Genomic DNA, 24,294 nt, shown 5'->3' on the forward strand with positions numbered 1-24,294 from the left:
GATCGCAAAAGTGTGCGGCTGTTAATGCAAACCAGTTGCAGTTAAACAGGAAGACGACGAACTCGAAAAAAACCTGAATTTTATTTTGAAATTATTTCCTGGCTGCCGTCGGCAAGGGTGCGCACGGCCACCGGAAGGATGCTCGGCAAGGCCTTGAGCAAGGCATCGGTGTTGTCGGATTTGAACACGCTGGTCAGGCGCAGACTGGCCACGGCGGGGTTGGAGACTTTCAGCGGCTTGTCACGATAACGCGACACTTCCTCGGCGACTTCGCTGAGGCTGGCGTTGTTGAACACCAGTTTGCCGCTGCGCCAGGCCGTCAGTTCCGCCGGGTTGACCGCGTAAGCTGGCGCCACTTTGCCCCGGGCATCGATCCGCGTGCCGAGGCCGGCGGTCAGGCTGATGAAATCGGCATCCGCCGCATCACGACCCTGCACCTTGACCGTGCCCTGTTCCACCGCGACTCGGGTCTGGGTCACGTCACGCCGCACGTCGAAGCGGGTGCCGGTGACCGTGACCTTGCCGCTGCCGGCCTCGACCACGAACGGGCGGGAAATGTCGTGCTCGACGCTGAACATCGCTTCGCCTTCGGTCAGCTCGATGAGCCGGCGATCCTTCTCGAAACGCACCTGCAGACGGCTGCGGCTGTTGAGGTCGATCACTGAACCGTCCGGCAACGCCACATGCTTGCGCTCGCCGAGCGCGGTGGCGAATTCAGCGCTGTAACCCGACGGATGATTCAAACCGCTGAACAGACCGAGCCCGAGCGCCACCGCGACCACGCTGGCCGCCACGGCATAACGCAACAACGGACGGCGTTCGCGCCGCGCTGGTGGGGTTTCGCACAAAGCTTTAAGCCGTGGCGCCGGCAGCAGATCCGCCGCCGTCCACAAGCCTTGCAGCAACTGGAATTCGTCACGGTGCTGCGGATGCTGGTTCAGCCACGCGTCGAAGCGCTGCTGTTCGTCGACACTGATGGCCGGCTCCTGCAAACGCACAAACCAGCGTGCCGCGTCATCACGCACCGTTGTTTGCCCGCACGCGCAATCACGAGTATCCGTCATGGAATGTCCTGTTTGGCTGGGGATGAAAAGACGCCACGGCTCATGATTGCGCCCCGTCCAGGCGATCACGCAGATGCCGCAGGGTGCGGATCATATACTTTTCCACCATGTTCCTGGACAGGCCCAGGCGTTCGGCGATTTCCGCCTGGGTCAGGCCCTCGATCTTCTGCCAGACGAAAATCCGTCGGCAGTTGACCGGAAGCTCCGTGAGCGCGCGTTCGATGGAATCGGCCAGCTGGATCGCATGCATGTAATGCTCCGGATCGCCGGTCGGCGACTCACTGAGATCGATCGCCTCCGACTCCATGGCGCCCCGCCGGTCCTCCCGCCGATAGCCATCCACCGCGATGTTGCGCGCCGTCTGGTGCAAATACGCCCGGGGTTGCTGCACCGCCGACGAATCGGATTCGAGCACCCGCACAAAGGTGTCGTGCGCCAGATCCTCGGCCTGCGAGCGATTGCGCAGGCGACGGGTCCAGGTGCCGATCAACTCTTCGTAATGCTCGAGAAAGCCGGGTCTGCGGGGCAGCATGGGGATCATTGCGGCGCGCTGAGGAAAGGGGCGTGAATAGTAATGCTTCCTATTAAGCCGAAGCAACGTATTCCTCGGGAATGCCGACGAAGCTGTTTTCCCCACCCCTCCAGCGCTCTAACCCGCGTTAATCTCTGCCTTGCGCGAGCAGAACCACCCGTGCATCAAACCCGCCTGAAAGAACTGGACCGGCGCCTCGAACCCGGCCGACTCGATCAGACCGGCGACTTGCGGCGCCGGCAGGATCGCCACATCCCGGGCATAGGCCAGACGCGCTCGCTCGAGCATTTGCGCCGGCACCTGGGCCGATGCCATCAGCGTCATCCAGTGACGCAGCAATGCTTCATAGGCCGGCGATGCGGTGTCAGAGGCAAGATCAGCATTCGCCAGAACCCCGCCCGGCAGCAGACGACGGGCAATCTCATGGAAAAAGTCGATACGGGCCTGGGGCTCGAGCAAAAACTGCGATACCAGAAAACAGGTCGCACCGTCGTAACCGGATTCATCCGTCAGCGTATCGAGATAGCCTTCATGAAACCGGCAACGGGCGAGAAAACCGCCCTCTTTCGCTCGCTGACGGCACACGTCGAGCATGGCGCCCGAAGGGTCGACTGCGGTGAATTCCCAGCCGGGAAACTGCTGCGCCAGATGCGCCATTTCCACACCGGTGCCCACGCCGACGCAGAGTATCCGGGCATTCGCCGGCAGGCCCGCGAACACGGAATCCAGCAGTAAATACAGGGCATCACGCAAGGGCGCCATGCCGCTCCACTGTTTGTCGTATACAGCTGACTGCTGGTCGAACAAGGCCTTGAGTGCTTGATTGTCCATGGAAACCTTCCTCTGCATCGTGATCAAGTGCACCGCGCAGATCGCGGTGCACATTCCATTATTGCAGGGCTGTCAAGCCCCCCGGCTGAGCAGCCCTGAACGCAGGGTGGCTCAGCCTTTTTCGTCAATACCTGCCGGGAGTGACTGACTGTCCAGATGACCGCTAAGCGTCACCGGGCCGACTTTCAGGTTGCCGTTTTCAAGAGAAACCTTCGGTGCGTTTTCTTCGGTTTTGTGTGGCAGGTCAAGGCCAGCTTTCACACCGTAGTCGAGATTGCTCAAGTCGGTGCTGCTGACCTTCGAATCGCCCAGATCGACCTTGCCTTCGGTGGCAGAAATCCGCGCGCCGGTCAGCTGCGTAGCGCCACCGACAGTGAGGTTCACACCCTGGCTACCGCTAATACCGGAAGCCTGTTTGACGCTGTCCTTGTGCGCGTATTCGCCTTCGACTTTCAGCGTTGGCTTGTAGTCGGTGCCCGCGAGTTTTCCGTTGTCGTCGGCTGGAGTCTTTTTGGCGGTCAGGCCCAGATCCACATCAACCTTGGCATGATTGCTGGAGTCCTGACGGCTTTCGAGCGACAGATCACCGACCACTTTGCCACTGACGTTGCGCGCATCGATCCGCGCACCGTTCAGGCTCGTGTCGCCCGCGCTGTTCAGCACCACCGTGTCCGCCTTGATCTGACCGTTCTGCTGGGTGGTGCCTTGCAGGTAATCCACGCCGACTTTGGCTCCGGCATTGAAGCCGTGGTCGCTGCTGACTTTTTCATCGGCGGCGGTTGGTGTGCTTTGGCTCAGATTGCCGCCGGCGCTCAACGCCACATTCCAGTTGTTGCGGTGGTCGGTGGACTGCGCGGATTCCTGAACGAAGCCGCCCTTCTGCGCGTCGATGCTGACGTTTGGCGAAGTGACCTGAGTGCCTTGCAAGTGCACCGAATCACCGCTCAGCGCGATGCCGTTCTGGCTGTTGAGCTGACCACCATTGAGAGTCTGGGTGTTCTCGTTGACCCGGCCGATGTTGAAGTTGCCGCTGAGGTTGCCGCCCTGATCGTGGCTCTTCTCGCTGCTGCTCTTGCTGCCGCCCGCCTTCAGCCCACCGCCAAGATTGCTGCCGTTGGCGACGTGGGTGTCGGTGGCCGCTTGCAGATCGAGCTTGCCGCCGGCCTTCAGGTCGATAGCGCCAGCGCTGTCGATCCTGGTGCCTTGTTGCACCTGATTGCCACCGCTGCTCAGTTGCACCGGGCCGTTGCCGCTGAGGCTGGCGACGTGCGCCTGGCTGTCGGTGGTCTGGTTGCCTTGGTGATCGAGCTGGAACCCGGCGCCAAAATCGACGTTGGTGCCGTCGGTGCCCGGCAAGGTGCCGACGGTCAGCGAGCCATTGCCACGCAGGCTGGCGCTGTCGCTGCTCTGACGGTCATTGGCCTGATTCAGGGCCAGATCACCGCCGGTCTTGACGCTGACACCACCCTGCCCGCCATCGAAACGACTGCCTTCGAACTGTGCATCGCCGCCGACATTGATGTGCACGCCCTGATTGCCAGCGTAACCGCCGACTACTGCGGTGGTGCTGTTCTTGCTCGACTGGCTGCTGCCACCCGCACCGCTGCCGGCCACGTTCACGTCTTCACCGGTCTTGGTGTAGACGCGCACATCGACCTTGGCATCCACCTCGTTGTCGGTGCTGCTGCGGGTGTTGCTGGCCGCGTCGGCCACCAGTTTATCGGCGCTGATGTTTACTTTGCCGGCGCTGGCGTTGTACTGCGAGCCCTGGTCGTGCAGCGTGCCGCCGACCTTCACATCCACGGTCTGGCCGTCGAACCGGCTGACCACGGCGTTGCTGCTCTGCCCGGTTTTATCGGCGCTGGCGTGACCGATTGCCAGGTCGATACCGACGTTCGGCTGACCGAGATTGGCCAGTGCGTCCTTGTCCGGCACCTTGCCGTCGAGCACGTCTTTCACGGCGCCGGCAATCGGCCGGGCGATGTCTTTGTACTCGACGTTGGCGCCGATGTCCGCCGACCAGTTGCTCTCTTTGTGGGTGCTGCTCGCGGTGTTGTGGGCGACACGGTTGTCGACTTCGTTAGCGGCGACGTTCAGACCGTTGCCGGCCTTCAGTTGCGCACCTTCGGTGACGAGTTTGTCAGCGCTGATGTTCAGGCTGCCGCTGCCCTGCACGCCGGTGGTTTGCGCGGTGGTTTTGCCGGTGGTGTCTTGCGAGGTGCTGTGCGAGAAATCCACACCGCTGCCCGCGCGGTCGAGGCCGCCGGTGTAATAGAAACCGCCACCGGTGCTGCGGGTTTCGGTTGAGGTGCCGTGGCTGTCCTGCTCGGCCAGCAACGAGACGTTCTTGCCGCTCAGGGTGGTGTCGCCGGCGGTGGATTTGACCTCGGCGCCCTTGAGCGTCACGTCACCGCCCGCCTTCACTTGCACGCTGCCGCCGCTGAGGCTGGAACCTTGCTGGGTGACGTCGTTGGTGGTGACGGTTTGCGCTTTATCTTCGTAATGCACGCCGGCGCGATATTGCTCCGCCGTCTGCTCCCTGGCGTAGGCGTCAAAGCCACGGGTTTGCGTGCTGTTGCTGCTGTCACGGGTGTTCTGCGTCGAATGCACATTCACGTCACCGACCGCATCCGCCGTCAGCGAACCGCCAGCCTTGACCGTGGAGCCGGCGACTTCGATGTCCCTGGCGCTTTTCAGCTTGAGATTGCTGTCAGACGCCAGCTCGCTGCGCACCGTGGTGCTGTCCTTGCTGGTCTGACGGGACTCGTTCTTGGTGATGCCGAAGAACTTGCTGTCCTTGTCGTGGTTGTTGCTGTGCGAGGTGTCCTGCACGCCGTCGATGGTCAGCGAACCGTTGTCGCTGATCACGCTGGCGTCCATGGCGCCACGCACCTGGCTGCCGCTGATGCGCACGTCGTCCGCCTTGACCAGCAGTTTGCCGGCGGCGTTGATCTTGCTGCCCTGATGCCGGGTCTCGCCCTTGTCGGCGTCGCCGGTCTTGCCGAAGAAACCGCCGCCGACCAGGTCACCGGAATAGCGATTGTCGCTGCTGCGATGGGTGTGGGTCGCGGTGGTGATTTCCACCTGTTTGCCGGCCAGTTGCAGATCACCGGCGCTGTCGACTTCGGCGCCTTCGGAGCGCAACAGTGCGGCGGTTTGCAGGGCGATGTTGCCGGCCTTCAATTGGCTGGTGACGCTGCGCTGCTCTTCGCTGCTGCTGTCCCAATCGGCTTTCCACAGGTGTTTGCGGTGCTTGCCCTGATCGGTCCGGATGTGGCTTTCAGTGGCGGCGGTCAGGCGCAGGTCACCGCCGCTTTGCACGCTGAGGTTGTTCTTCGCGTCGACCTTGGCGGCTTTCAGTTCGGTGTCTTTGACGGACGACAATTGCGCGTCGCGGCTGGCGATGATCTGGCTGCCGTGCTGGCGCGAATCGCTGTCGGTTTTGCTGCGCTCGTAGGTTTCCCAGATGATGCCGATGGTGCTGTTGTTCCAGTTTTCGCGCTGCTCCTTGAGCTTGCGGCTTTCGACAGTGGTCAAGGTCAGGTTGCGTTTGGCCTCGACCTTCACGTCGCGGCCGCTGACATCAGTGGCGGCCAGGCTCAGGTCCTTGCCGCTGTGCAAGCCGACGTCGCCCTGGCCGCTGCGAATGCCGGCGCGGGTCAGGTCGAGGCTGTCCGCGATCGCCTGACCGCTGACGCTCAAGTCGCCCGCCGAACGAATCTGCACACCGTCACGCCCGGCGACTTGCACAGCGCCGACCTTCACGCCCGCGCCTTCGGCGGTGCTGACGATGTTGATGCGCCCGGCCTGCATCGCGCCGAACAGGCTGGCGTCGATGCGTTGATCGGTGGTGTTGCCCGCCGGGTCCACGGCTTTCACCTGGCCGCTGGCGTAGTCGATCTCATTGCGCCCGACGGTGAGGTTCAGTTGATCGCGAGCGCTGATTGCACCCTGGCTGTCGATGCGCGGTGCGATCAGGTTGATCGAGCCTTCGCCATTGCGCAGGCCGCCGCTCTGAATCTGCAACTGGCCGGTGGCGTCGCGGGTGCTCAGCGCTTGCAGTTTGCCGTCGTTCAGCTCGGGACGGCCGACCACCAGATTGGCGTTCGGCGTGTTGATGAAGCTGCCGCCGTTCACCGAAATGCCGTTCGGGTTGGCGAGCACGTAGTCGGCAGCGCGACCGAAGATTTCCTGGGCGCCGTTGATGGCCGACGGGTTGCGGCTGATCACTTCGTTGAGGATCACGCTCGCGGCCTGACCCTGCAATTGCGGGTTGGCCGCCAGTTGCCCGGCGAGCTGCGATTGCCCGGCCTGCAAGGCGTTGTTCAGGACGAGGCCCTGACGGTCGACGTTGTAGTCGAGGAACTGGTTGTGCGACAGGCCCGATCCGTTCGGTGCGACGATGTTGACGATCGGCACGCCGCCCTGGGTCTGCAATTGCGCGGTGCCGCCGGGGCCGGGTGCGACCACCACACCGCCGGCCATGGCGCCCGGCAGATGAGCGACCAGGAACAGGCTGGCGATGGCCCAGCGCAGTTTGCCCCGTGGGGAAAGATGAAACGCAAAGGTGTTCATTGGCATAAAAAACTCTCCATGTAGTGCGGCATCACGTTGCGCGTTGAGTTAAAGGCCTCGGCTGTCGCGCTCAGGTCCGATGGCTGTTGTTCACTGACGTTCATATCTGTAATCCGACCCGCATCAGCCAGGTTTCGGGCTCGTGGTGCAGGCCGGTCGGGGTTTGAAGGCTGCGTTGGTAATCGACATCCACTTGCAGGTTTTTCCAGCCCAGGTTGAGGCCGATGCTGGCACCGCTCAGGCGTTGGCCCGAAGCGCCGTGATCGGCCTTGATCCAGCCGTGGTCGAGGCCGACGCGCGGGGTGAGCTGCACCGGCAAATCGCTGCGTAGCGGCAGCCGCAGAGTGTTGCGCCAGATCGCGCCACTGGCGCCGGACGCGCTGCTGACCCGGTAACCGCGCACGGCGGAATCATCGGTGCCGAGCAGTTGTTCGATCGCCGGCAACGGATCCGGGCTGTACTGCAAATTGAGTTGGCTCTGCCATTGCCAGGCTTGCGCACCGAGCTGGCCGTTGCGCCACTGGCTGAGGCCGGCGCGGTACTTGCGAAACTGTGCCTTGGGCAGGTTTTTGACCTGGCGATCGGCATCGTCGTCGGCGCCGAACCAACGCGTACCCTGGGCGTAATTGACGTCGAGGTTCCACACCGCGCGGTCGAGCCAGAACAGATTGAGCCCGGCTTCGGCCACGGTCAGGGTCGGGCTCTGAATGCCGAGGCGGACGTTTTCCAGATAACTGTCGACGTCCTTGTGCGCCAGTTGCAGGTTGGCGCTGAGCTGATGGCTCTGGTCGCGCCACAACACGCGGTCGGCGCGCAGGCTGAGCTGATCGGTGATGCCAGTGCTGTGGAAAGTCAGCGTGCTGAGCTTGAACGGCGCGCGATATTCGGCGTGGCTGGCGAAGGTGCTGAACGTCCAGTAGCCGTAGGGGATCGCGTAATAGAGGCTGGCGTTGCGGCTGTAGCGCTCGCCCTGATTGAGGGTGTCGCTGGCACTAAGACTCAACAGGTCGTTGAGTTCGAGCGGACTGTCGAGGGTCAGGCTCAGCGTGTCGCGATCACGGCCGGTGCTGGCGCTGCCGAGGTTGTCGAAACCGGCACCAAGGGCCCAGCGTGACTGCCCGGAAGTACGTGAACGCAGGATGATTTTTGACGCACCGGGCTGGCTGCCGGGGGCGATGTCGGCGGTCAGATCGAGCGAGCGCAGACGGTTCAATTGATCCAGCCCCTGTTCGAGATCCCGCAGGTTCAGCGGCTTGCCGAGCATGCCGGGGAATGCACCGCCGAGGGACACCGGAAGGCTCTGGTCGGCCAGCTCGATGGACTCGATGTAGCCTTCGTCGACCAGAATATCCAGCGACTGCCCCGCCGCCGGCGCGCTGCTCAGGTACGGCCGGCTGGCGATATAGCTCTTCTCCACGTACAGCGCGGTAATGGTCGCCAGCAAATGGTTGATCTGGCCGACGCCCATGCACGGCGCCAGCAGCGGTTTGATGCGGGCGTTGAGCTTGTCTTTATCGATCAGCGTGACGCCGCCGATGCGCGTACCGCTCAAGGGCCAGCAGCGTTCGTCGGGGTTGATCGATTCAGGAATGGCCGGGGTGGCAGGCGTAGGACCGAACGCGCCGCGCTCCAGTTGTCGCTTGCGCTGTTCGAGTTGCAGTTGTTGCAAGTCGCGCTGTTGCTGTTGCTGCTGGCGCAGCACCTCCTGGCCAGGGACTGGAGCTTCGGCGGCGAGAACGCTGGGCGCGCACACGCTCAACAACAAGGCCGAAAACAGCGGGCGAGGCATGGAACGACTACGAGAAACAGCGTAAAGCGAATACGGCACTCAACATCCTTGCAATCAACTGGCTTAATGCCACCCCATCAATAGCGGTGATAGTCAGAGCCTTCCTACGCAAATGCAAGACGCTTCCTACAGCGCTTACATTTCTTAAACAAATGATCAGCTTTTTTAAACGCCCTCCATCTGACGACCGGCGATAAAAATCAATTGCCACAAAATATTACTCGCGTCATATTACGGACGTAATAACCACTCCGCTTTCCCAGGTATTACGTCATGACCAGCATGCCCACCGTAGAACCCGACCTCGCCGTTCCGGTCAGCACTCCCAAACCGCCCCTGCTCAAACGCTTGCTGCTGCCTACTGCCGGCATGGCCGCACTGGTATTCGCCGGGTTGTACGCCGTGCATTGGTGGGGCGCCGGGCGATTTCTCGAAGAGACCGATGATGCCTACATTGGCGGCGACGTCACGGTGATCGGGCCGAAAGTCGCCGGTTACATCGAGGAAGTGCTGGTCAGCGACAACCAGAAAGTAAAGGCCGGCGACGTGCTGATCCGCCTCGACGACCGCGACTACCGCGCCAATCTGGCCAAGGCCGAAGGCGCCGTTGCCGCCGAGGAAGCGCTGCTGGCCAACCTCGACGCCACCGAACAATTGCAACAAGCGGTGATCGGTCAGGCCCGTGCCGGCATTGATGCCGCCAGCGCCGAAACCGCCCGTTCGCGGGATGACAACGCACGCTACAAACGCCTGGTGACCACCAATGCAGTGTCGGTGGAAAGCGCACAACGGGCCGACGCCACCTTCAAGACCGCGCAAGCCTTGAGCGCCAAAGCCCAGGCCGAACTGCTGGCCGCGCAACGCCAGCTCACCGTGATCGAAACCCGGAAACAACAGGCCCGCGCCGCCCTTCAGCAAGCCCGGGCCGAGCGTGATCTGGCGCAACTCAACCTCGGCTACACCGAACTGCGCGCCCCGGTCGACGGCGTGATCGGCAACCGTCGCGCACGGGTCGGCGCTTATGCCCAGGCCGGTTCGCAACAGTTGTCGGTGGTACCGGCCAGCGGCCTTTGGGTCGATGCCAATTTCAAGGAAGATCAATTGGCGCGGATGAAACCCGGCCAGCGCGTGAGCATCCGCGCCGACGTGTTGTCCGGCCAGCAATTCCACGGCCGCCTCGACAGCCTCGCCCCGGCCACCGGTTCGCAGTTCAGCGTGTTGCCGCCGGAAAACGCCACCGGCAACTTCACCAAAATCGTCCAGCGAGTACCGGTGCGGATCCTGCTCGACCCGGCGGACGGCGTGCTCGGCCACCTGCGTCCGGGCCTGTCGGTGACGGCTGAAGTCGACACCCGCCCCCAACCTGAAAACACCGCCGTGGCCAGCGCGCCATGAGCACCGCCCTCACCGCCTCCGCGCAGCCATTCAATGCCGCCGAAATGGCGACGGCGACCAAGGTGTTCGCCTTCGCCACGATGTGCATCGGCATGTTCATCGCGCTGCTGGATATCCAGATCGTCTCGGCCTCGTTGCGCGACATCGGCGGCGGGCTATCCGCCGGCACCGATGAAACGGCGTGGGTGCAGACCAGTTACCTGATCGCCGAAATCATCGTGATTCCGCTGTCGGGCTGGCTGTCGCGTGTGTTCTCCACACGTTGGCTGTTCTGCGCATCAGCGGTCGGTTTCACCCTGGCCAGCCTGCTCTGCGGCATCGCCTGGAACATCCAGAGCATGATCGCCTTCCGCGCGTTGCAAGGGTTTCTCGGCGGATCGATGATTCCGCTCGTGTTCACAACGGCGTTCTTTTTCTTTACCGGCAAACAGCGAGTGATTGCCGCCGCAACCATCGGCGCCGTGGCTTCGCTGGCACCGACGCTGGGCCCGGTGATCGGTGGCTGGATCACCGACGTTTCGTCCTGGCACTGGCTGTTCTACATCAATCTGGTGCCGGGTATTTTCGTCGCCGTGGCCGTGCCGATGCTGGTGAAGATCGACCGGCCGGAACTCTCGTTGCTCAAGGGCGCGGACTATTTGAGCATGGCGTTTCTGGCGCTGTTTCTCGGCTGCCTGGAATACACCCTCGAAGAAGGCCCGCGCTGGAACTGGTTCAGTGACCAGACGATTCTGACCACCGCGTGGATCAGTGGCCTGGCCGGGCTGGCCTTCATCGGCCGCACGTTGCATGTGGCCAATCCGATCGTCGATCTGCGCGCGCTCAAGGATCGCAATTTCGCCCTCGGCTGCTTCTTTTCCTTCGTCACCGGGATTGGCCTGTTCGCGACGATTTACCTGACGCCGCTGTTTCTCGGCCGGGTGCGCGGCTACGGCGCGCTGGACATTGGTCTGGCGGTTTTCTCCACCGGGGTGTTCCAGATCATGGCGATTCCGCTGTACGCCTTTCTGGCCAATCGCGTCGATCTGCGCTGGATCATGATGGCGGGCCTGGCGTTGTTCGCGTTGTCGATGTGGGAATTCAGTCCGATCACCCACGACTGGGGCGCCGCAGAATTGATGCTGCCGCAAGCCCTGCGCGGGATTGCCCAGCAACTGGCGGTGCCGCCGGCAGTGACGTTGACGTTGGGTGGTCTGGCACCGGCGCGGCTGAAGCATGCGTCGGGCCTGTTCAACCTGATGCGCAACCTGGGCGGTGCAATCGGGATTGCCGCGTGCGCGACCATTCTCAACGACCGCACCAACCTGCACTTCACCCGGTTGGCGGAGCATCTGAACAGCAGCAACGAAGCGGTGAATCAATGGCTGGCCCAGGTCGGCGGCAACTTTGCCGCGCTGGGTCAGAGCGGCGACGTCGGCCTCACTGCCAGCCTGCGTCAGCTATGGCTGCTGACTTACCGTGAAGCGCAGACGCAAACCTACGGCGACACGTTCCTGATGATCATGGTGTGCTTCGGCATCGCCACGGCGATGGTGCCCTTGATGCGCAAGGTGCAACCACCGGCCGCGCCGAGTGCCGATGCACATTGATCGATCAGGCTTGCGGGGTCTTACGGAAGCCCACGGCCAGACGGTTCCAGCTGTTGATGGTGCTGATCGCGACGCTCAGATCGACCATTTCTTTGGGCGAGAACTGGGCGGCGACCACTTCGTAGTCTTCGTCCGGGGCGTGGGTCAGGCTCAACTGGGTCAGGGTTTCGGTCCACAGCAGCGCGGCGCGTTCACGTTCGCTGAAGAACGGCGCTTCACGCCATGCGGTCACGGCGAACAACCGGCGCGGGGTTTCGCCACCCTTGATCGCGTCGGCGGTGTGCATGTCGATGCAGAACGCGCAGCCGTTGATCTGCGAAGCACGCAGCTTGACCAGTTCGATCAGGGTCTTTTCCAACGGTAGTTTGGAGACAGCGGTTTCCAGGGCGATCATCGCTTTCAGGGCATCTGGGGACGCGGTGTAGAAATCGATACGAGGTTTCATGGCGACTCTCCGGGGCAAGTGAATGTGTGGCTACGGTAGTCCCGGGGTTGGGCCAGGCAAATAGCCAATCTCCCGGAAGTCGGGTAGGCCACTCGTTTGGCGTCGGAAAAGAAAGTGTGAAAGGGCAATTGCCAGCACTCGTTCTGCGCCACTAGAATGCGATCAATTCTTAATTGCACCCCAATCGCACTCTCGATTGCATCTCTGGCAACGGACGCCCGAAACGAGTATCTGCCCTTCATGTCGTCACTCGATCAGCCGTTGAATCAGCAAGTCCAGACACTCTACAGCGAACACCACGGGTGGCTGCAGGGCTGGCTGCAGCGCAAGTTGGGCAGTCGCTGCGATGCGGCCGACCTGGCGCACGACACGTTTTTGCGCCTGCTCACTCGCCAGGTGATCAAGCCGCTGGGCGGCGAGCCACGGGCGCTGCTGACGCACATCGCCAAAGGGCTGGTGATCGATCGCTGGCGGCGTCAGGACCTGGAGCGCGCGTACCTGGAAACCATTGCGCACCTGCCCGCCGCCGAAGTGCCGTCGCCGGAAACCCGCTACCTGATTCTCGAAACCCTGTGGCGCATCGAAGCACTGCTGCGCGAACTGCCCGAGCAGACTCGCGAGACCTTCCTGCTGTCGCAGATCGAAGGCCTGACCTACGCGCAGATCGCCACGCGCCTGAGTGTTTCGCTGATCACCGTCAAACGCCACATGCGTGCCGCGTTCATTGCCTGCCTGAGTGTCGCCTGATGAATTCGTCGATGATCAATCCGCAGATTCTCGGCGAAGCCGCCGACTGGCTGGTGCAACTGCATTCCGGCACCGCGACCCCGTCCGACCATCAGGCCATCGCCCAATGGCGCACCCGCAGCGCCGAGCACGCCATTGCCTGGCAGCGGGCCGAAGCGTTGTTGGGGGATTTGCGCAGCGTGCCGGCCAACGTCGCGATCCAGACCTTGAAACGCGCGTCCCGCAAGGAGGGTCTGAGCCGTCGCCAGACCCTCACCCGCCTCGGCTTGCTGTTGATGGCCGGGCCGCTGGGCATTGCCTCGCAGCATGTGCCGTGGGAGCAATGGACCGCCGACCAGCGCACCGCCGTCGGCGAGCAGAAGAACCTGCAATTGCCGGACGGCACGCAATTGCTGCTCAACACCGACAGCGCCGTGAACATCGCTTACAGCCCGGCCGAGCGCCGGGTGCTGCTGCTCAATGGCGAAGTGCTGATCAACACCGCCAGCGATGCTGCCGCCCGCCCGTTCATCGTCGAAACCCCACAAGGCCTCGCCCGTGCGCTCGGCACGCGGTTCTGCGTGCGTACCGAAGGTTCGCGCAGCCAGGTGTCGGTGCTCGAAGGCCAGGTTCAGATCACCCCGCAATTGCTCAAGCAGAATGCGATTCTCAAGGCCGGCGAGCGCCAGCGCTTCAAGCTCAACAGCTTCGACAGCGCCGAAACCTTCGACACCGCCAGCCTGGCCTGGGACAAGGGCATGCTGCTGGCCAGCAACATGCGGCTGGACGAATTGCTCGGCGAACTGAGCCGCTATCGTCGAGGCGTGCTGCGCTGCCATCCGGACGTCGCGGCGATGCGCGTGTCCGGGGCGTTTTCCCTGCGCGACACCGACGCCAGCCTGCGCCTGCTCAGCGACACGTTGCCGCTGAACATCAACAGCCTGACCCGCTATTGGCTGTCGGTGGAACCCCGTGTCTGAGCCCTCGGAAAATATTTTCAATATTCGCTGATACCTTTTCGCGTCTCGTCCGGTGAGTGGATAGACCTTTCAATTCCACGCCCCCGACAGGAACACCGAATGACCGCAATGCCATTGCCCCGCCCCGCCACGTTTGCGCTCAAAGCCCTGCACCTGAGCCTGGCTCTGGCCTTCAGCGCACTGCTGCCGACTGCCGCCCACGCCGCCGACAGCATCAGCGAAAGCACCAGCCGTACCGTCAACATCGGCCCCGGCCCGCTCAGCCATGTGCTGGCGCAGTTTGCGGTCAGCGTCGGCGTGCCGCTGTCGTTCGATCCGGCACAACTGGGCAATCGCCAGAGCCCCGGCCTGCAAGGCAGCTACACCGCGCAGAGCGGTTTTGCCCGGTTGCTGGAAGGCAGCGGTTTCGAGCTGATCAGCACCGGCCACAACGGCTACACCGTGGCCCCGAAAGTCGCGGCGGACGGCGCGCTGGAACTGGGCGCCACCAATGTCAGCGCCCTGCGCGACGACAGCGGCGCCACCTACGGCGGCGAACAGGTCGCCCGCCGCGCGCAGATCGGCATGCTCGGCAACCAGGAGGTCAACGACCTGCCCTTCAGCGTCACCAGTTACACCGCCAAGACCATGGCCGATCAGCAGGCGCAAACCGTCGGCGACGTGTTGCTCAACGATGCCTCGGTGCGCCAGTCCAACGGCTTCGGCAACTTCTCGCAGATGTTCATGATCCGCGGCCTGCCGCTGGCCTCCGATGACATTTCCTATAACGGTCTCTATGGCGTGCTGCCCCGGCAGATCATCGCCGTCGAAGCGCTGGATCGAGTGGAGCTTTTCAAGGGCCCGAACGCCTTCGTCAACGGCGTGACCCCGAGCGGCAGCGGCATCGGTGGCGGGATCAACCTGCAACCCAAACGCGCGATGGACACGCCAACGCGCAGCGTCACCCTCGACTACAGCGCCGACGGCCGGGTCGGCGGGCATCTGGATCTGGGCCAGCGCTTCGGCGAAGACAACCGCTTTGGCGCGCGGGTCAACCTGATGCAGCGCGAAGGCGACACCGCCGTCGATGAAGAAGACCAGCGCTCGTCGCTGTTCAGCGTCGGCCTGGACTATCGCGGCGATCGCCTGCGGGTCTCGACCGATTTCGGTTATCAGAAGCAGGTGATCAATCAGGGTCGCTCGGTGATCTATGTCGATTCGAGCCTGACCAAAGCCCCCAAGGTGCCGCACGCCAACGCCAGCTACGCCCAGAGTTGGAGCTACTCGCAACTCGAAGACACCTTCGGCATGGCCCGCGCCGAATACGACCTCAACGACAATTGGACCGCCTACGTGTCCGGCGGCGCCAAGCACACCCGCGAAAACGGCGTGTACTCGTCGCTGACCGTCACCGACCTCAACGGCAACGCCCGTGGCGGCATGCTCTATTCGCCACACGATGAAGACAGTAAAAGCGCAATGGCCGGGCTCAACGGCCGCTTCGACACCGGCCCCGTCACGCACCAGTTGAACCTCGGCTGGGCGGGCATCTGGGGCGAGCAACGCTCGGCGTTCGAAACCATCGGCGCGGCCGGGCGCTACAGCACCAACCTGTACAACGTCACCGACAAACCGCGCCCGACGCCGACCTCGTTTGCCAGCGACATCAACGACCCGCGCATCACCGGCAAGAACATCCTGCGCAGCGAGGCGATTTCCGACACCCTCGGTTTCGTCGATGACCGTATCCTGCTGACCCTCGGCGTGCGCCGCCAGGCACTGAAAGTCGACGGCTGGAGCACCGCCACCGGCGCCCGCACTTCCAGCTATGAAGAATCGATCACCACCCCGGTCTACGGCCTGGTGATCAAGCCGTGGGAACACGTGTCGTTCTACGCCAACCGCATCGAAGGCCTGGCCAAGGGCCCGACGCCGCCGACCACGGCAATCAACCGCGACGAAACCTTCGCCCCGGTGCGCAGCAAACAGATCGAAGCCGGCGTGCGCGTGGACATGGGCAGCTACGGCGCCAACCTCGGCGTCTATCGCATCGAGCAACCGTCGAGCTACACCCAGGACGGGATCTTCCGGGTCGACGGCCAGCAGACCAACAAAGGCGTGGAACTCAACATCTACGGCGAACCGCTCGACGGCCTGCGCCTGCTCAGCGGCGCGACCGTGATGAAGACTGAACTGGAAGGCAGCAGCAACGGCGTGAATGACGGCAACCGCGCCGTCGGGGTGCCGCGCTTCCAGTTCAACCTCGGTGCCGACTGGGACATTCCGGGGCTCGAAGGCGCGGCCCTCAGCGCGCGGATGTTGCGCACCGGCGGCCAGTACCTGAACGCGGCCAACACCCAGAGCATTCCGGCGTGGAACCGCTTCGACCTTGGCTCGCGCTACGCCTTCAAACTGGATGAAAAGCAGATCACCCTGCGGGCCAATCTGGAGAACGTCGCCAATGAAGCCTATTGGGCTTCGGCCAACGGCGGTTACCTGACCCAGGGCACGCCGCGGACGCTGAAGGTTTCGGCGACCGTGGACTTCTGACCGCTCGTCATCCGGCCGGCACCAAGCCTTGTGCGCGTCAGACCAATATCAGGTAGATCCCCTGACTGGAGACACACCATGATGACGCGCACATTGACCTCAATCCTGCTGGCCGCCACGCTGGCCGCCTCCACCGCAAGCTTTGCTGCAAACGACGGCGCCGATGCCACCGGCACCAAATCCGGCGCCACCAGCGGCTCGACCCAGCCACCGAACAGCACCCCGGGCGCGCCTTCGGGCGGCAGCAATTCCGATGGCATGGGCCAAGGCACCGGCACCAACGGCGGCGCCAGCGGTTCAGGCTCAGGGGCTGGCGGCGGGACCGGTTCGGCCGGCGGCGGTACGGGTGGAGCTGGCGGTGGCACCGGCAGCTGAACGAACAAGAGCAGGCCGTGGTAAGTGCCATGGCCTGTGGCTGAACCCGATTGTTTTTTTGTCAGCGATCCGAGCGCAGTAACTCGCCGACGCCGACGTCCATCGACAACACGGCCGCGCGATTGCGGCCGGCGTTCTTGGCCTGATACAGCGCCGCATCCGCGCGCTGGATGAACAGTTCCGGGCTGTCGTTGCCCAGCGGAATGAAGGAATAGCAGCCCAGGCTCACCGTGAGATAACCGGTCGGCGAACCGCTGTGGGTGATGTGCTTGTCCATGACACTGCGGCGGATCTGCCCGGCGATCGCCAGTGCGCCGTTGATGTCGGTGTCCGGCAGCAACACCGCGAACTCCTCGCCGCCATAGCGTACCGCCAGATCGGATTTGCGCTGGCAGCAGTTTTTCACCACCTGCGCGACCTGCGTCAGGCAATGGTCGCCGGCCACATGGCCGTAGGCGTCGTTGTAGCTTTTGAAAAAATCGATATCGAGCATGATCAGGCTGACCGGGCTCGACTGCCGCGCGCCCCGGGCAAACTCCACGTCCAGCGAACGCTCGAACAGGCGCCGGTTGGCCAGCCCGGTCAAACTGTCGTGGGTGGCGATCTGCTCCAGCGCCCGCTGGGCCTTGCGCAGATTTTTCTCGATCCGCTCGCCATCGCGCACCTGATGAATGAACACCCAGCCGAACAGCCCCACGCCGAGCATCACCAGCGCCACGATCACGCTGGACTGGAACGCCCGGTCATGCCAGCCCTGAAGAATCGTGTCCCGCGACGAAGAGGCGGCCACCACCAGCGGATAACTTTCCAGCTGCCGGTAACCGTAAAGGCGCGTCACGCCGTCGACCACCGAGTCGATCATCGCGGTGCCGGCGGAGGCATTGGGCAGCAGCGTCTGATAGATCTCGCCCTTGGCCAGCGAGGTGCCGATCAGGGACTCGTCGAACGGCCGGCGGGCGAGCAAGGTGCCGTCGGTCAGGCCGAGGAACATGGTGCCGTTGTCGTCCAGGCTGAAGCTTTTGAAGAACTTGTCGAAGTACGACATCTTGATCCCGGCCAGCAGCACGCCCTGGAAATTGCCGGCGCGGTCGTTGATCCGTTTCGAGATCGGGATGATCCACTCGCCGTTCTCGCGGCTGCGGATCGCCGGGCCGATATGCGCAACGGACGACACGTTCTGCTGGTGAAACCTGAAGTACTCGCGATCGGCCACGCCATTGCCACGCGGCAGATTCGGGAACGAGGTAATCACCCACTGCCCTTCGCGGTCGAACAGGAACATGCCGTGCAACTGCTCGAGTTGCTGCACCCGTCGCGCGAGGGTTTTCTGCAGGCGAGTCTTTTGCGCCGCGCCATAACCGTCTTCCTGAATCCAGTCGACCAGACTGGTCATCACCAGATCCGCCGCCAGAAAGGTGTCCTCGGCCTGCTGCGCCATGGCCCGGGTCAGGTTGGCCGAAGACATCTGCGCGTTCGCCAGATCCTGGCGCCGCGACTGTTCGATCTGCAAGTACAGCAAACCGAACAGGCACAGACACACGGCAACGATGAACAACACCGCCGCCTTGCGCAGGGGCAAACGCTTGAGGGTGCCGCCGGGGGCCTGATGCGGATCGTGAATGGGGATAGGCAAAAGCGTGTCCTGGGCAGGTACGACAGGGGCAAAGGCCCGAAACCCTTGTTCTTGTGAGCGTAGCCCACCGGGTTGTGTGGGGCAACCAAGTGCCCCCGCTACGATCCCGACCCTGTTGCTATCGGCGCGCAAGGCAATTGGATGACCTGCGACGCGAATTATTTTTGCCTGCCCGTTTTCCTCGCCTTCACTCCCGGCTCGACAACCGCCGCATCGCACTGTGCAGATGCGCCCGCGCACTTTCCGGATCGCCCTCGCGCATCTGCTCGTACGCCCGTTGCGCAACCGCGTGCGGCACCGGTTTGAGCTCCCGTTGCGTGGCCATCGCCAGCAGTTGCACCTGCGCGGCACGCTCCAGGTAATACAGATCGTCCCAGGCTTCGGCGATGGTCGGCGCCGCGACAATCACCCCGTGGTTCTTGAGAAACAGAATGTCGGCCTCGCCCATGACCCCGGCAATCCGGTCGCCCTCACGCGCGTCCAGCGCCAGCCCGTTGTAATGCTCGTCCACCGCCGTGCGCCCGTAAAATTTCAGCGCGGTTTGACTCAGCCACAACAGCGGCGGCCCCTCCAGCAGGCACAACGCCGTCGCGTTCGGCATGTGGGTGTGGAACGCGACCTTCACCCGAGGCAGCCGCTGGTGCAGCCGCGCATGAATATAGAAAGCAGTGGCCTCCGGTTGGCCCGCACCGTCCACCACGTTGCCATCGAAGTCGCAGACCAGCAGGTTGTGCGCCGTGACTTCGGAAAATGCATAGCCGTAGGGATTGACCAGAAACAGGTCAGCGTGCCCAGGCAACATCGCCGAAAAGTGATTGCAGATCCCCTCTTCCAATCCATGCAACGCCGCCAGTTGAAAGCACGCCGCAAGCTCTAGGCGAGCGGTGATGATGGCTTCGCTGTCGAGGTTCAACGGGGCGCAACGCGCAGCTCGGGCGCTGCCGGTCAGGGTATGGGCCATGGCGAAACTCCTTTATGACCAGCCAAGGGATGAGAACAACGGAAGGACTTCGTCCAGCGTGTTGAGAATCGCGTCGGGCCGATAGTCCGGCAGCAACTGACGACCGGTGCCACGGTCGATCCAGACGCAGCGAAAATGCATGTCGCGAGCCGCCGTGTGATCGAGCATCGGGCTGGCGCAGATGTGCACCACCTGATCGCGGCTGACGCCCAGTTGCTCATGAGCGTAGTCGAACAGCCGGGGCGCCGGTTTGTAGGCGCCGGCCTGTTGCGCGGTGATCACCCGGTCGATGTGGCCACCCAGTTGAGCGACGTTGCCGGCGATGATGTCGTCATCGGTATTGGAGACGATGCACAGCTTGAAACCCTTGGCCTTGAGCTGCGCGAGGGTGTCGACGACTTCGAGAAACGGCGGCATCTGCGGGATCGCGGCGGCCAGGCGTTGGCTGTCTTCGCTGGCACTCGCCAGGCCCAGTTCCTCCAGGGCCAATTGCAGGCCGAGGGTGCTCAGCTCACGAAACGAGCGGTGCGGCGGCGTCTGTTCCAGGCGATGTTCGTGGCGGTCGTAGACCTCGATCAGGCGCCCGGCGTCGACCCCGTGTTCACCTTTTTCGCTCAGGATCCGCTCGGCCACGGCGCGCAGGCCTTCGTCCCATTGAATCAAGGTGCCGTAGCAATCGAAGGTCAGCCATTGCGGGCGCGGTGTGTGGATCAACGTCATGGGGGCATTCCTCTGCAAGTGAGGGCTTCAGGTTATGAACTCGGGGTGATAGTGTGAAATTAAATAAATAGCCAACCGTCAGTTGCCAAACAAATATCGAGAGCGCCGCCATGCTGGATCTGGAACTGCTGAAAACCTTCGTCTGCGTGGTCGATGAAGGCAGCTTCACCCGCGCCGCCGAACGCGTCCATCGCACCCAATCCACGGTCAGCCAACAGGTGCGCAAACTCGAAGAACTGGTCGGCCACGCCCTGCTGTTGCGTGATCGCACCGGGCTGAACGTCAGCGTCACCGAGCACGGCGAACTGCTGATCCACTATGCCCGTCGCCTGCTGGCCTTGTCCGCCGAGGCCAGCGAAGCCCTGGCCAGCGATCTGGACCTGGAAATCCTGCGCATCGGCATGCCGGAAGACTTCGACGCCCGGCGCATGGCGCTGATCCTCGCCGGCTTCACCCGCAGCCACCCGCAAGCGCGGCTGGAAACCGTCAGCGGCATGAGCCTCGACCTGCGCCAACGCCTCGACAGCGGCGAAATCGACATCGCCCTGATCAAACGCGAACCCGACAGCGGCCCCGCCTGGGCGACCTGGCCGGAGCGACTGGTGTGGGTCAAGGGCGCGGAGTTCGACTCATCCAGCGGCGTGTTGCCTCTGGCGCTGTTTCCTCAAGGCTGCCTTTACCGACAACGGGCGATTCGCCTGCTCGACGTGGCGCAACGCCCCTGGCGTGTGGCCTTCGGCAGCCACAGCCTGACCGGCATTCAGGCGGCGGTGGCCTCAGGGCTTGGGGTTTCGGTGCTGCCGGCTTCGGCAGTGTTGCCGGAGCATCGGGTGTGCACGGACTTGCCGCCATTGCCGCCGACGGAGCTGGCACTGGTCAGTCGCGAGGGGGTGTTGAGTGGATTGCAGCGGGGGCTGGTGGAGTTTTTGCGGGGGGAATTGGGGGTGGATGCGGGGGGATTTGCTTGAGGTTGATCGCAAAAAAACAGGCGCCTTTTCAGGCGCCTGTTTTTATGATCGGTCAACGCGATGGCGGCACTCGAATATCCCCCGCCCGGCACTGGGTTTTCACGCCCTTGCCGCACGCGCCGAATTGCAGGTCCTTGCCCATGCACACGCGCACTTCCGACAGTTCCGGGCCGTTGCAGATCACGGCGATACCGTCTGACGGGATGCCCGGATTGCTCTTGCGGAACAGGTCGGCAATTTCCTGCGCTTCGAAGTAATAAGAGCTACTGAACGGTTGCAACTCTTCCGGGATGTTCACCGCGGCCACGGCTTTGTCCGCTTCGTCCAGATAACCCATAGCGCCGAGGCCGCTGCAGGTGCCGTGCTTGCTCCATTCGTGATCGAGCAGTTTTTTGGTCGGGAACAGCGTCAGACCTTTGGCCGTTTCGGCGGCCGACAGGTTGGTCAGCGGCGGGCAGGATTCCGGCCAGCCGCCCCTGGCGTATTGCGGCCACAGGCCATGCAGGACAAAACCGTAACCCTTGCCGGTGCATTGCGGATCGTCCTTATGGGTCAGGCAAAAGGTCGGCGACCAGGACAACGTCAGCAGGTAGTAATCGAACACCCCCGCCACCGACTCCGTCGGTGCCTTGTTGGCGTGTGACTGGCGCGCCGAACTCAGGCCGATGCTACCGACCGTCAGCGCAATCAGCGCCATAATTGTAAAAAGCTTTTTCATGTTCCCGTTCCTTGGGACGCGTGCGTCCGTGGTTTCTGTGGTCTGACCGTCATTTGGCCAGACGCTGATTGAGTCATGCCCGTGTTGCAAGCGCATGACGCAGGGCAAAACCTGCATTACTTTGAAAGGACTACCATGCTGTTGCATTCACCACAGGGAACCGACATGAGTAAAGCAGACGAACTCGCCGCGAAACTCAAACAAACCCGGCACACCCATGCTGACGAAATCACCTGCGCTGAACTTGAGATCGATTGCTGGCCGGCTCAGGTCTACGCCTTGTATCACCGCATCGAGGGCTGGTTGCAACCGGTCACCGAAGTCGGACTGAAGATTCGGCGAAATCCTACCCATGTTTGCGAAAGTTCACCGGATGGCGAGACCCACGACTACGCCATCGACCAATTGGTCATCGAAGCCAACCATCACAGCCTGACATTCGATCCCATCGCCCGTTTCACCGAGGACGGCTCGGGGCGCGTGCAGATCAACTTGCCGGGCAAAGAAACATCGCTTCTGCGCACCGTCGACGAACACGGCGAAAGCCACTGGTGGTTGCAGACCATCGAGACCGGGCAACAACTGGATGCGATTGCGTTGACGGAAAACAACCTGCTGTTGGTAGTCCAGGAAGGGCTCGGTCTGTAGGCCGAACCTGACAAAACTGTAATCCGCCCCTCAGCCAGCTGAAAGCTGCCACTGGTTAGCCTCCTCGTCATTGGTCAAACGGGGACTTCCAGCGCATGCCTTCCACCACGTCAAGACGTACCTTCGTCAAAGGCCTTGCCGCCAGCGGTCTGCTCGGCGGCCTCGGCCTGTGGCGCACGCCGGTCTGGGCCTTGAACAGCCCCGGCCAAGTGAACGAATTGAGCGGCACCGACTTCGAACTGTTCATCGGCGAAACCCCGGTCAACTTCACTGGCCAGCCCCGCACAGCACTGACCATTAATGGCAGTCTGCCCGGCCCGCTATTGCGCTGGCGCGAAGGCGACACCGTGACGTTGCGAGTGCGCAACCGACTCAAGGTCGACACCTCGATCCACTGGCACGGCATTCTGCTGCCGGCCAACATGGACGGCGTGCCGGGCCTGAGTTTCAAGGGCATCGAGCCGGGCGGCGTGTACGTCTACCAATTCAAGGTCCGCCAGCACGGCACCTACTGGTATCACAGCCACTCCGGGTTGCAGGAACAGGCCGGCGTCTACGGCCCGCTGGTGATCGATGCCCGGGAGCCGGAGCCGTTCCAGTACGACCGCGACTACGTGGTGATGCTCAGCGACTGGACCGACGAAGACCCGGCCAGCCTGATGAAGACCCTGAAAAAGCAGTCCGATTACTACAACTTCCACAAGCGCACAGTCGGCGATTTCATCCATGACGTCAGCGAAAAAGGCTGGGGCGCCACCGTCGCCGATCGCACGATGTGGGCCCAGATGAAGATGAATCCCACCGACATCGCCGATGTCAGCGGCGCCACGTACACCTTTCTGATGAATGGCCACGCACCCGATGACAACTGGACGGGACTGTTCCGGCCCGGTGAAAAGCTGCGTCTGCGGCTGATCAACGGCTCGGCCATGAGCTACTTCGACGTGCGCATCCCCGGCTTGAAAATGACCGTGGTCGCCGCCGACGGCCTGCACGTCAAGCCGATCAGCGTCGATGAGCTGCGCATCGCCGTGGCGGAAACCTATGACGTGATCGTCGAGCCCACCGCCGAGGCCTACACCCTGTTCGCCCAGGCCATGGACCGCACCGGCTACGCCCGAGGCACCCTCGCCGCCCGCGCCGGTTTGTCGGCCCCGGTGCCGGCACCGGACCCACGCCCGCTGGTGACCATGGACGACATGGGCATGGGCGGCATGGACCATGGCTCGATGGACATGAGCGATATGAGTGGCATGGACCACGCCGGCATGAACATGGGCCCGATGCAGTCGCACCCCGACAGCGAAAAGGACAACCCGCTGGTGGACATGCAAGCCATGACCACCGCCCCGAAACTCGACGACCCCGGCCTCGGCCTGCGCAACAACGGCCGCCGTGTGCTGACCTACGCCGACCTGCGCAGCACGTTCGAAGACCCGGACGGCCGCGACCCGGGCCGCACCATCGAGTTGCACCTCACCGGCCACATGGAGAAATTCGCCTGGTCGTTCAACGGCATCAAATTCTCCGACGCCGAGCCGCTGCGTCTGAAATACGGCGAGCGCATCCGCCTGATTTTGGTCAACGACACCATGATGACCCACCCCATTCACCTGCACGGTATGTGGAGCGATCTGGAGGACGAAAACGGCGACTTCAAGGTGCGCAAACACACCATCGACATGCCGCCCGGCACCCGCCGCACTTACCGCGTCACCGCCGATGCGCTCGGCCGTTGGGCCTATCACTGCCATCTCCTGTACCACATGGAAATGGGCATGTTCCGCGAAGTGCGGGTGGAAGAATGAGGACGCCG

At 63.0% G+C, this 24,294-nt stretch carries 19 protein-coding genes; 9 read left to right on the forward strand and 10 right to left on the reverse strand.

The genetic code is table 11. The features are described 5' to 3' along the window. Window positions 1-80: 80 nt before the first annotated feature. From I5961_RS18440 to I5961_RS18460, 5 genes are all read right to left on the reverse strand, one after another. Entirely contained in the window at window positions 81-1,064 is a 984-nt protein-coding gene (locus I5961_RS18440; protein ID WP_227232985.1) for a FecR family protein, read from the reverse strand. Window positions 1,065-1,104: 40 nt separating this feature from the next. Next, the gene (locus tag I5961_RS18445) at window positions 1,105-1,605 is read right to left on the reverse strand and encodes a sigma-70 family RNA polymerase sigma factor (RefSeq protein ID WP_011335117.1); all 501 of its coding nucleotides are present in this window, start codon (window positions 1,603-1,605) and stop codon (window positions 1,105-1,107) included. A gap of 108 nt (window positions 1,606-1,713) precedes the next feature. After that, on the reverse strand, window positions 1,714-2,427 hold the full coding sequence (locus tag I5961_RS18450; protein ID WP_227232986.1) for a class I SAM-dependent methyltransferase: 714 nt from the start codon (window positions 2,425-2,427) through the stop codon (window positions 1,714-1,716). Between the two features lie 111 nt (window positions 2,428-2,538). Beyond that, window positions 2,539-7,008, reverse strand: coding sequence for a hemagglutinin repeat-containing protein (locus I5961_RS18455; protein ID WP_227232987.1), 4,470 nt, complete (start codon window positions 7,006-7,008; stop codon window positions 2,539-2,541). A gap of 94 nt (window positions 7,009-7,102) precedes the next feature. Continuing rightward, complete coding sequence (locus I5961_RS18460; protein ID WP_413541581.1) at window positions 7,103-8,830, reverse strand: ShlB/FhaC/HecB family hemolysin secretion/activation protein; 1,728 nt, start codon at window positions 8,828-8,830, stop codon at window positions 7,103-7,105. 234 nt (window positions 8,831-9,064) lie between these two features. Between I5961_RS18460 and I5961_RS18465 the strand changes: the two genes are divergently transcribed. Further along, the gene (locus I5961_RS18465; RefSeq protein WP_227232989.1) at window positions 9,065-10,186 is read left to right on the forward strand and encodes an HlyD family secretion protein; all 1,122 of its coding nucleotides are present in this window, start codon (window positions 9,065-9,067) and stop codon (window positions 10,184-10,186) included. Further along, complete coding sequence (locus I5961_RS18470) at window positions 10,183-11,775, forward strand: DHA2 family efflux MFS transporter permease subunit (protein WP_085700449.1); 1,593 nt, start codon at window positions 10,183-10,185, stop codon at window positions 11,773-11,775. The genes I5961_RS18465 and I5961_RS18470 overlap by 4 nt, the downstream gene beginning before the upstream one ends. A 4-nt stretch (window positions 11,776-11,779) precedes the next feature. Here the strand turns inward: I5961_RS18470 and I5961_RS18475 are convergent, their stop codons facing one another. Continuing rightward, window positions 11,780-12,220, reverse strand: a complete 441-nt coding sequence (locus I5961_RS18475) for a carboxymuconolactone decarboxylase family protein (RefSeq protein ID WP_085705179.1) — start codon at window positions 12,218-12,220, stop codon at window positions 11,780-11,782. Between the two features lie 240 nt (window positions 12,221-12,460). Between I5961_RS18475 and I5961_RS18480 the strand changes: the two genes are divergently transcribed. The 4 genes from I5961_RS18480 to I5961_RS18495 all read left to right on the forward strand — a co-directional run bounded on the left by I5961_RS18480 (window position 12,461) and on the right by I5961_RS18495 (window position 16,830). Further along, window positions 12,461-12,967 (forward strand): sigma-70 family RNA polymerase sigma factor, encoded by a 507-nt coding sequence (locus I5961_RS18480; RefSeq protein WP_085700451.1) that lies wholly within the window; start codon window positions 12,461-12,463, stop codon window positions 12,965-12,967. After that, window positions 12,967-13,926, forward strand: a complete 960-nt coding sequence (locus tag I5961_RS18485) for a FecR domain-containing protein (RefSeq protein ID WP_085705176.1) — start codon at window positions 12,967-12,969, stop codon at window positions 13,924-13,926. The genes I5961_RS18480 and I5961_RS18485 overlap by 1 nt, the downstream gene beginning before the upstream one ends. Window positions 13,927-14,025: 99 nt before the next feature. Beyond that, complete coding sequence (locus I5961_RS18490; RefSeq protein ID WP_227232990.1) at window positions 14,026-16,455, forward strand: TonB-dependent receptor; 2,430 nt, start codon at window positions 14,026-14,028, stop codon at window positions 16,453-16,455. A 78-nt stretch (window positions 16,456-16,533) separates the two neighbouring features. Beyond that, window positions 16,534-16,830 (forward strand): hypothetical protein, encoded by a 297-nt coding sequence (locus tag I5961_RS18495; RefSeq protein ID WP_227232991.1) that lies wholly within the window; start codon window positions 16,534-16,536, stop codon window positions 16,828-16,830. A 61-nt stretch (window positions 16,831-16,891) separates the two neighbouring features. Here I5961_RS18495 and I5961_RS18500 read toward each other — a convergent pair whose 3' ends face one another. From I5961_RS18500 to I5961_RS18510, 3 genes are all read right to left on the reverse strand, one after another. Next, window positions 16,892-18,463 (reverse strand): GGDEF domain-containing protein, encoded by a 1,572-nt coding sequence (locus tag I5961_RS18500; RefSeq protein ID WP_227232992.1) that lies wholly within the window; start codon window positions 18,461-18,463, stop codon window positions 16,892-16,894. A 187-nt stretch (window positions 18,464-18,650) separates the two neighbouring features. Continuing rightward, the gene (locus I5961_RS18505; RefSeq protein ID WP_227232993.1) at window positions 18,651-19,424 is read right to left on the reverse strand and encodes an aldolase; all 774 of its coding nucleotides are present in this window, start codon (window positions 19,422-19,424) and stop codon (window positions 18,651-18,653) included. Window positions 19,425-19,436: 12 nt separating this feature from the next. Further along, entirely contained in the window at window positions 19,437-20,144 is a 708-nt protein-coding gene (locus tag I5961_RS18510; RefSeq protein ID WP_227232994.1) for a haloacid dehalogenase type II, read from the reverse strand. A gap of 110 nt (window positions 20,145-20,254) precedes the next feature. On the opposite strand from I5961_RS18510, the gene I5961_RS18515 reads away from it, so the two are divergent. Beyond that, on the forward strand, window positions 20,255-21,112 hold the full coding sequence (locus I5961_RS18515; protein ID WP_227232995.1) for a LysR substrate-binding domain-containing protein: 858 nt from the start codon (window positions 20,255-20,257) through the stop codon (window positions 21,110-21,112). 52 nt (window positions 21,113-21,164) lie between these two features. Here the strand turns inward: I5961_RS18515 and I5961_RS18520 are convergent, their stop codons facing one another. Further along, window positions 21,165-21,830, reverse strand: coding sequence for a ribonuclease T2 (locus tag I5961_RS18520; RefSeq protein ID WP_227232996.1), 666 nt, complete (start codon window positions 21,828-21,830; stop codon window positions 21,165-21,167). 165 nt (window positions 21,831-21,995) lie between these two features. Between I5961_RS18520 and I5961_RS18525 the strand changes: the two genes are divergently transcribed. Further along, window positions 21,996-22,478, forward strand: a complete 483-nt coding sequence (locus I5961_RS18525) for a hypothetical protein (protein WP_085700459.1) — start codon at window positions 21,996-21,998, stop codon at window positions 22,476-22,478. 95 nt (window positions 22,479-22,573) lie between these two features. Continuing rightward, window positions 22,574-24,286: a copper resistance system multicopper oxidase gene (locus tag I5961_RS18530; protein WP_227232997.1), complete on the forward strand. Its 1,713-nt coding sequence runs from the start codon at window positions 22,574-22,576 to the stop codon at window positions 24,284-24,286. Window positions 24,287-24,294 lie beyond the last annotated feature (8 nt).

The sequence above is a fragment of the Pseudomonas sp. IAC-BECa141 genome, from assembly GCF_020544405.1.
Lineage (GTDB): Bacteria > Pseudomonadota > Gammaproteobacteria > Pseudomonadales > Pseudomonadaceae > Aquipseudomonas.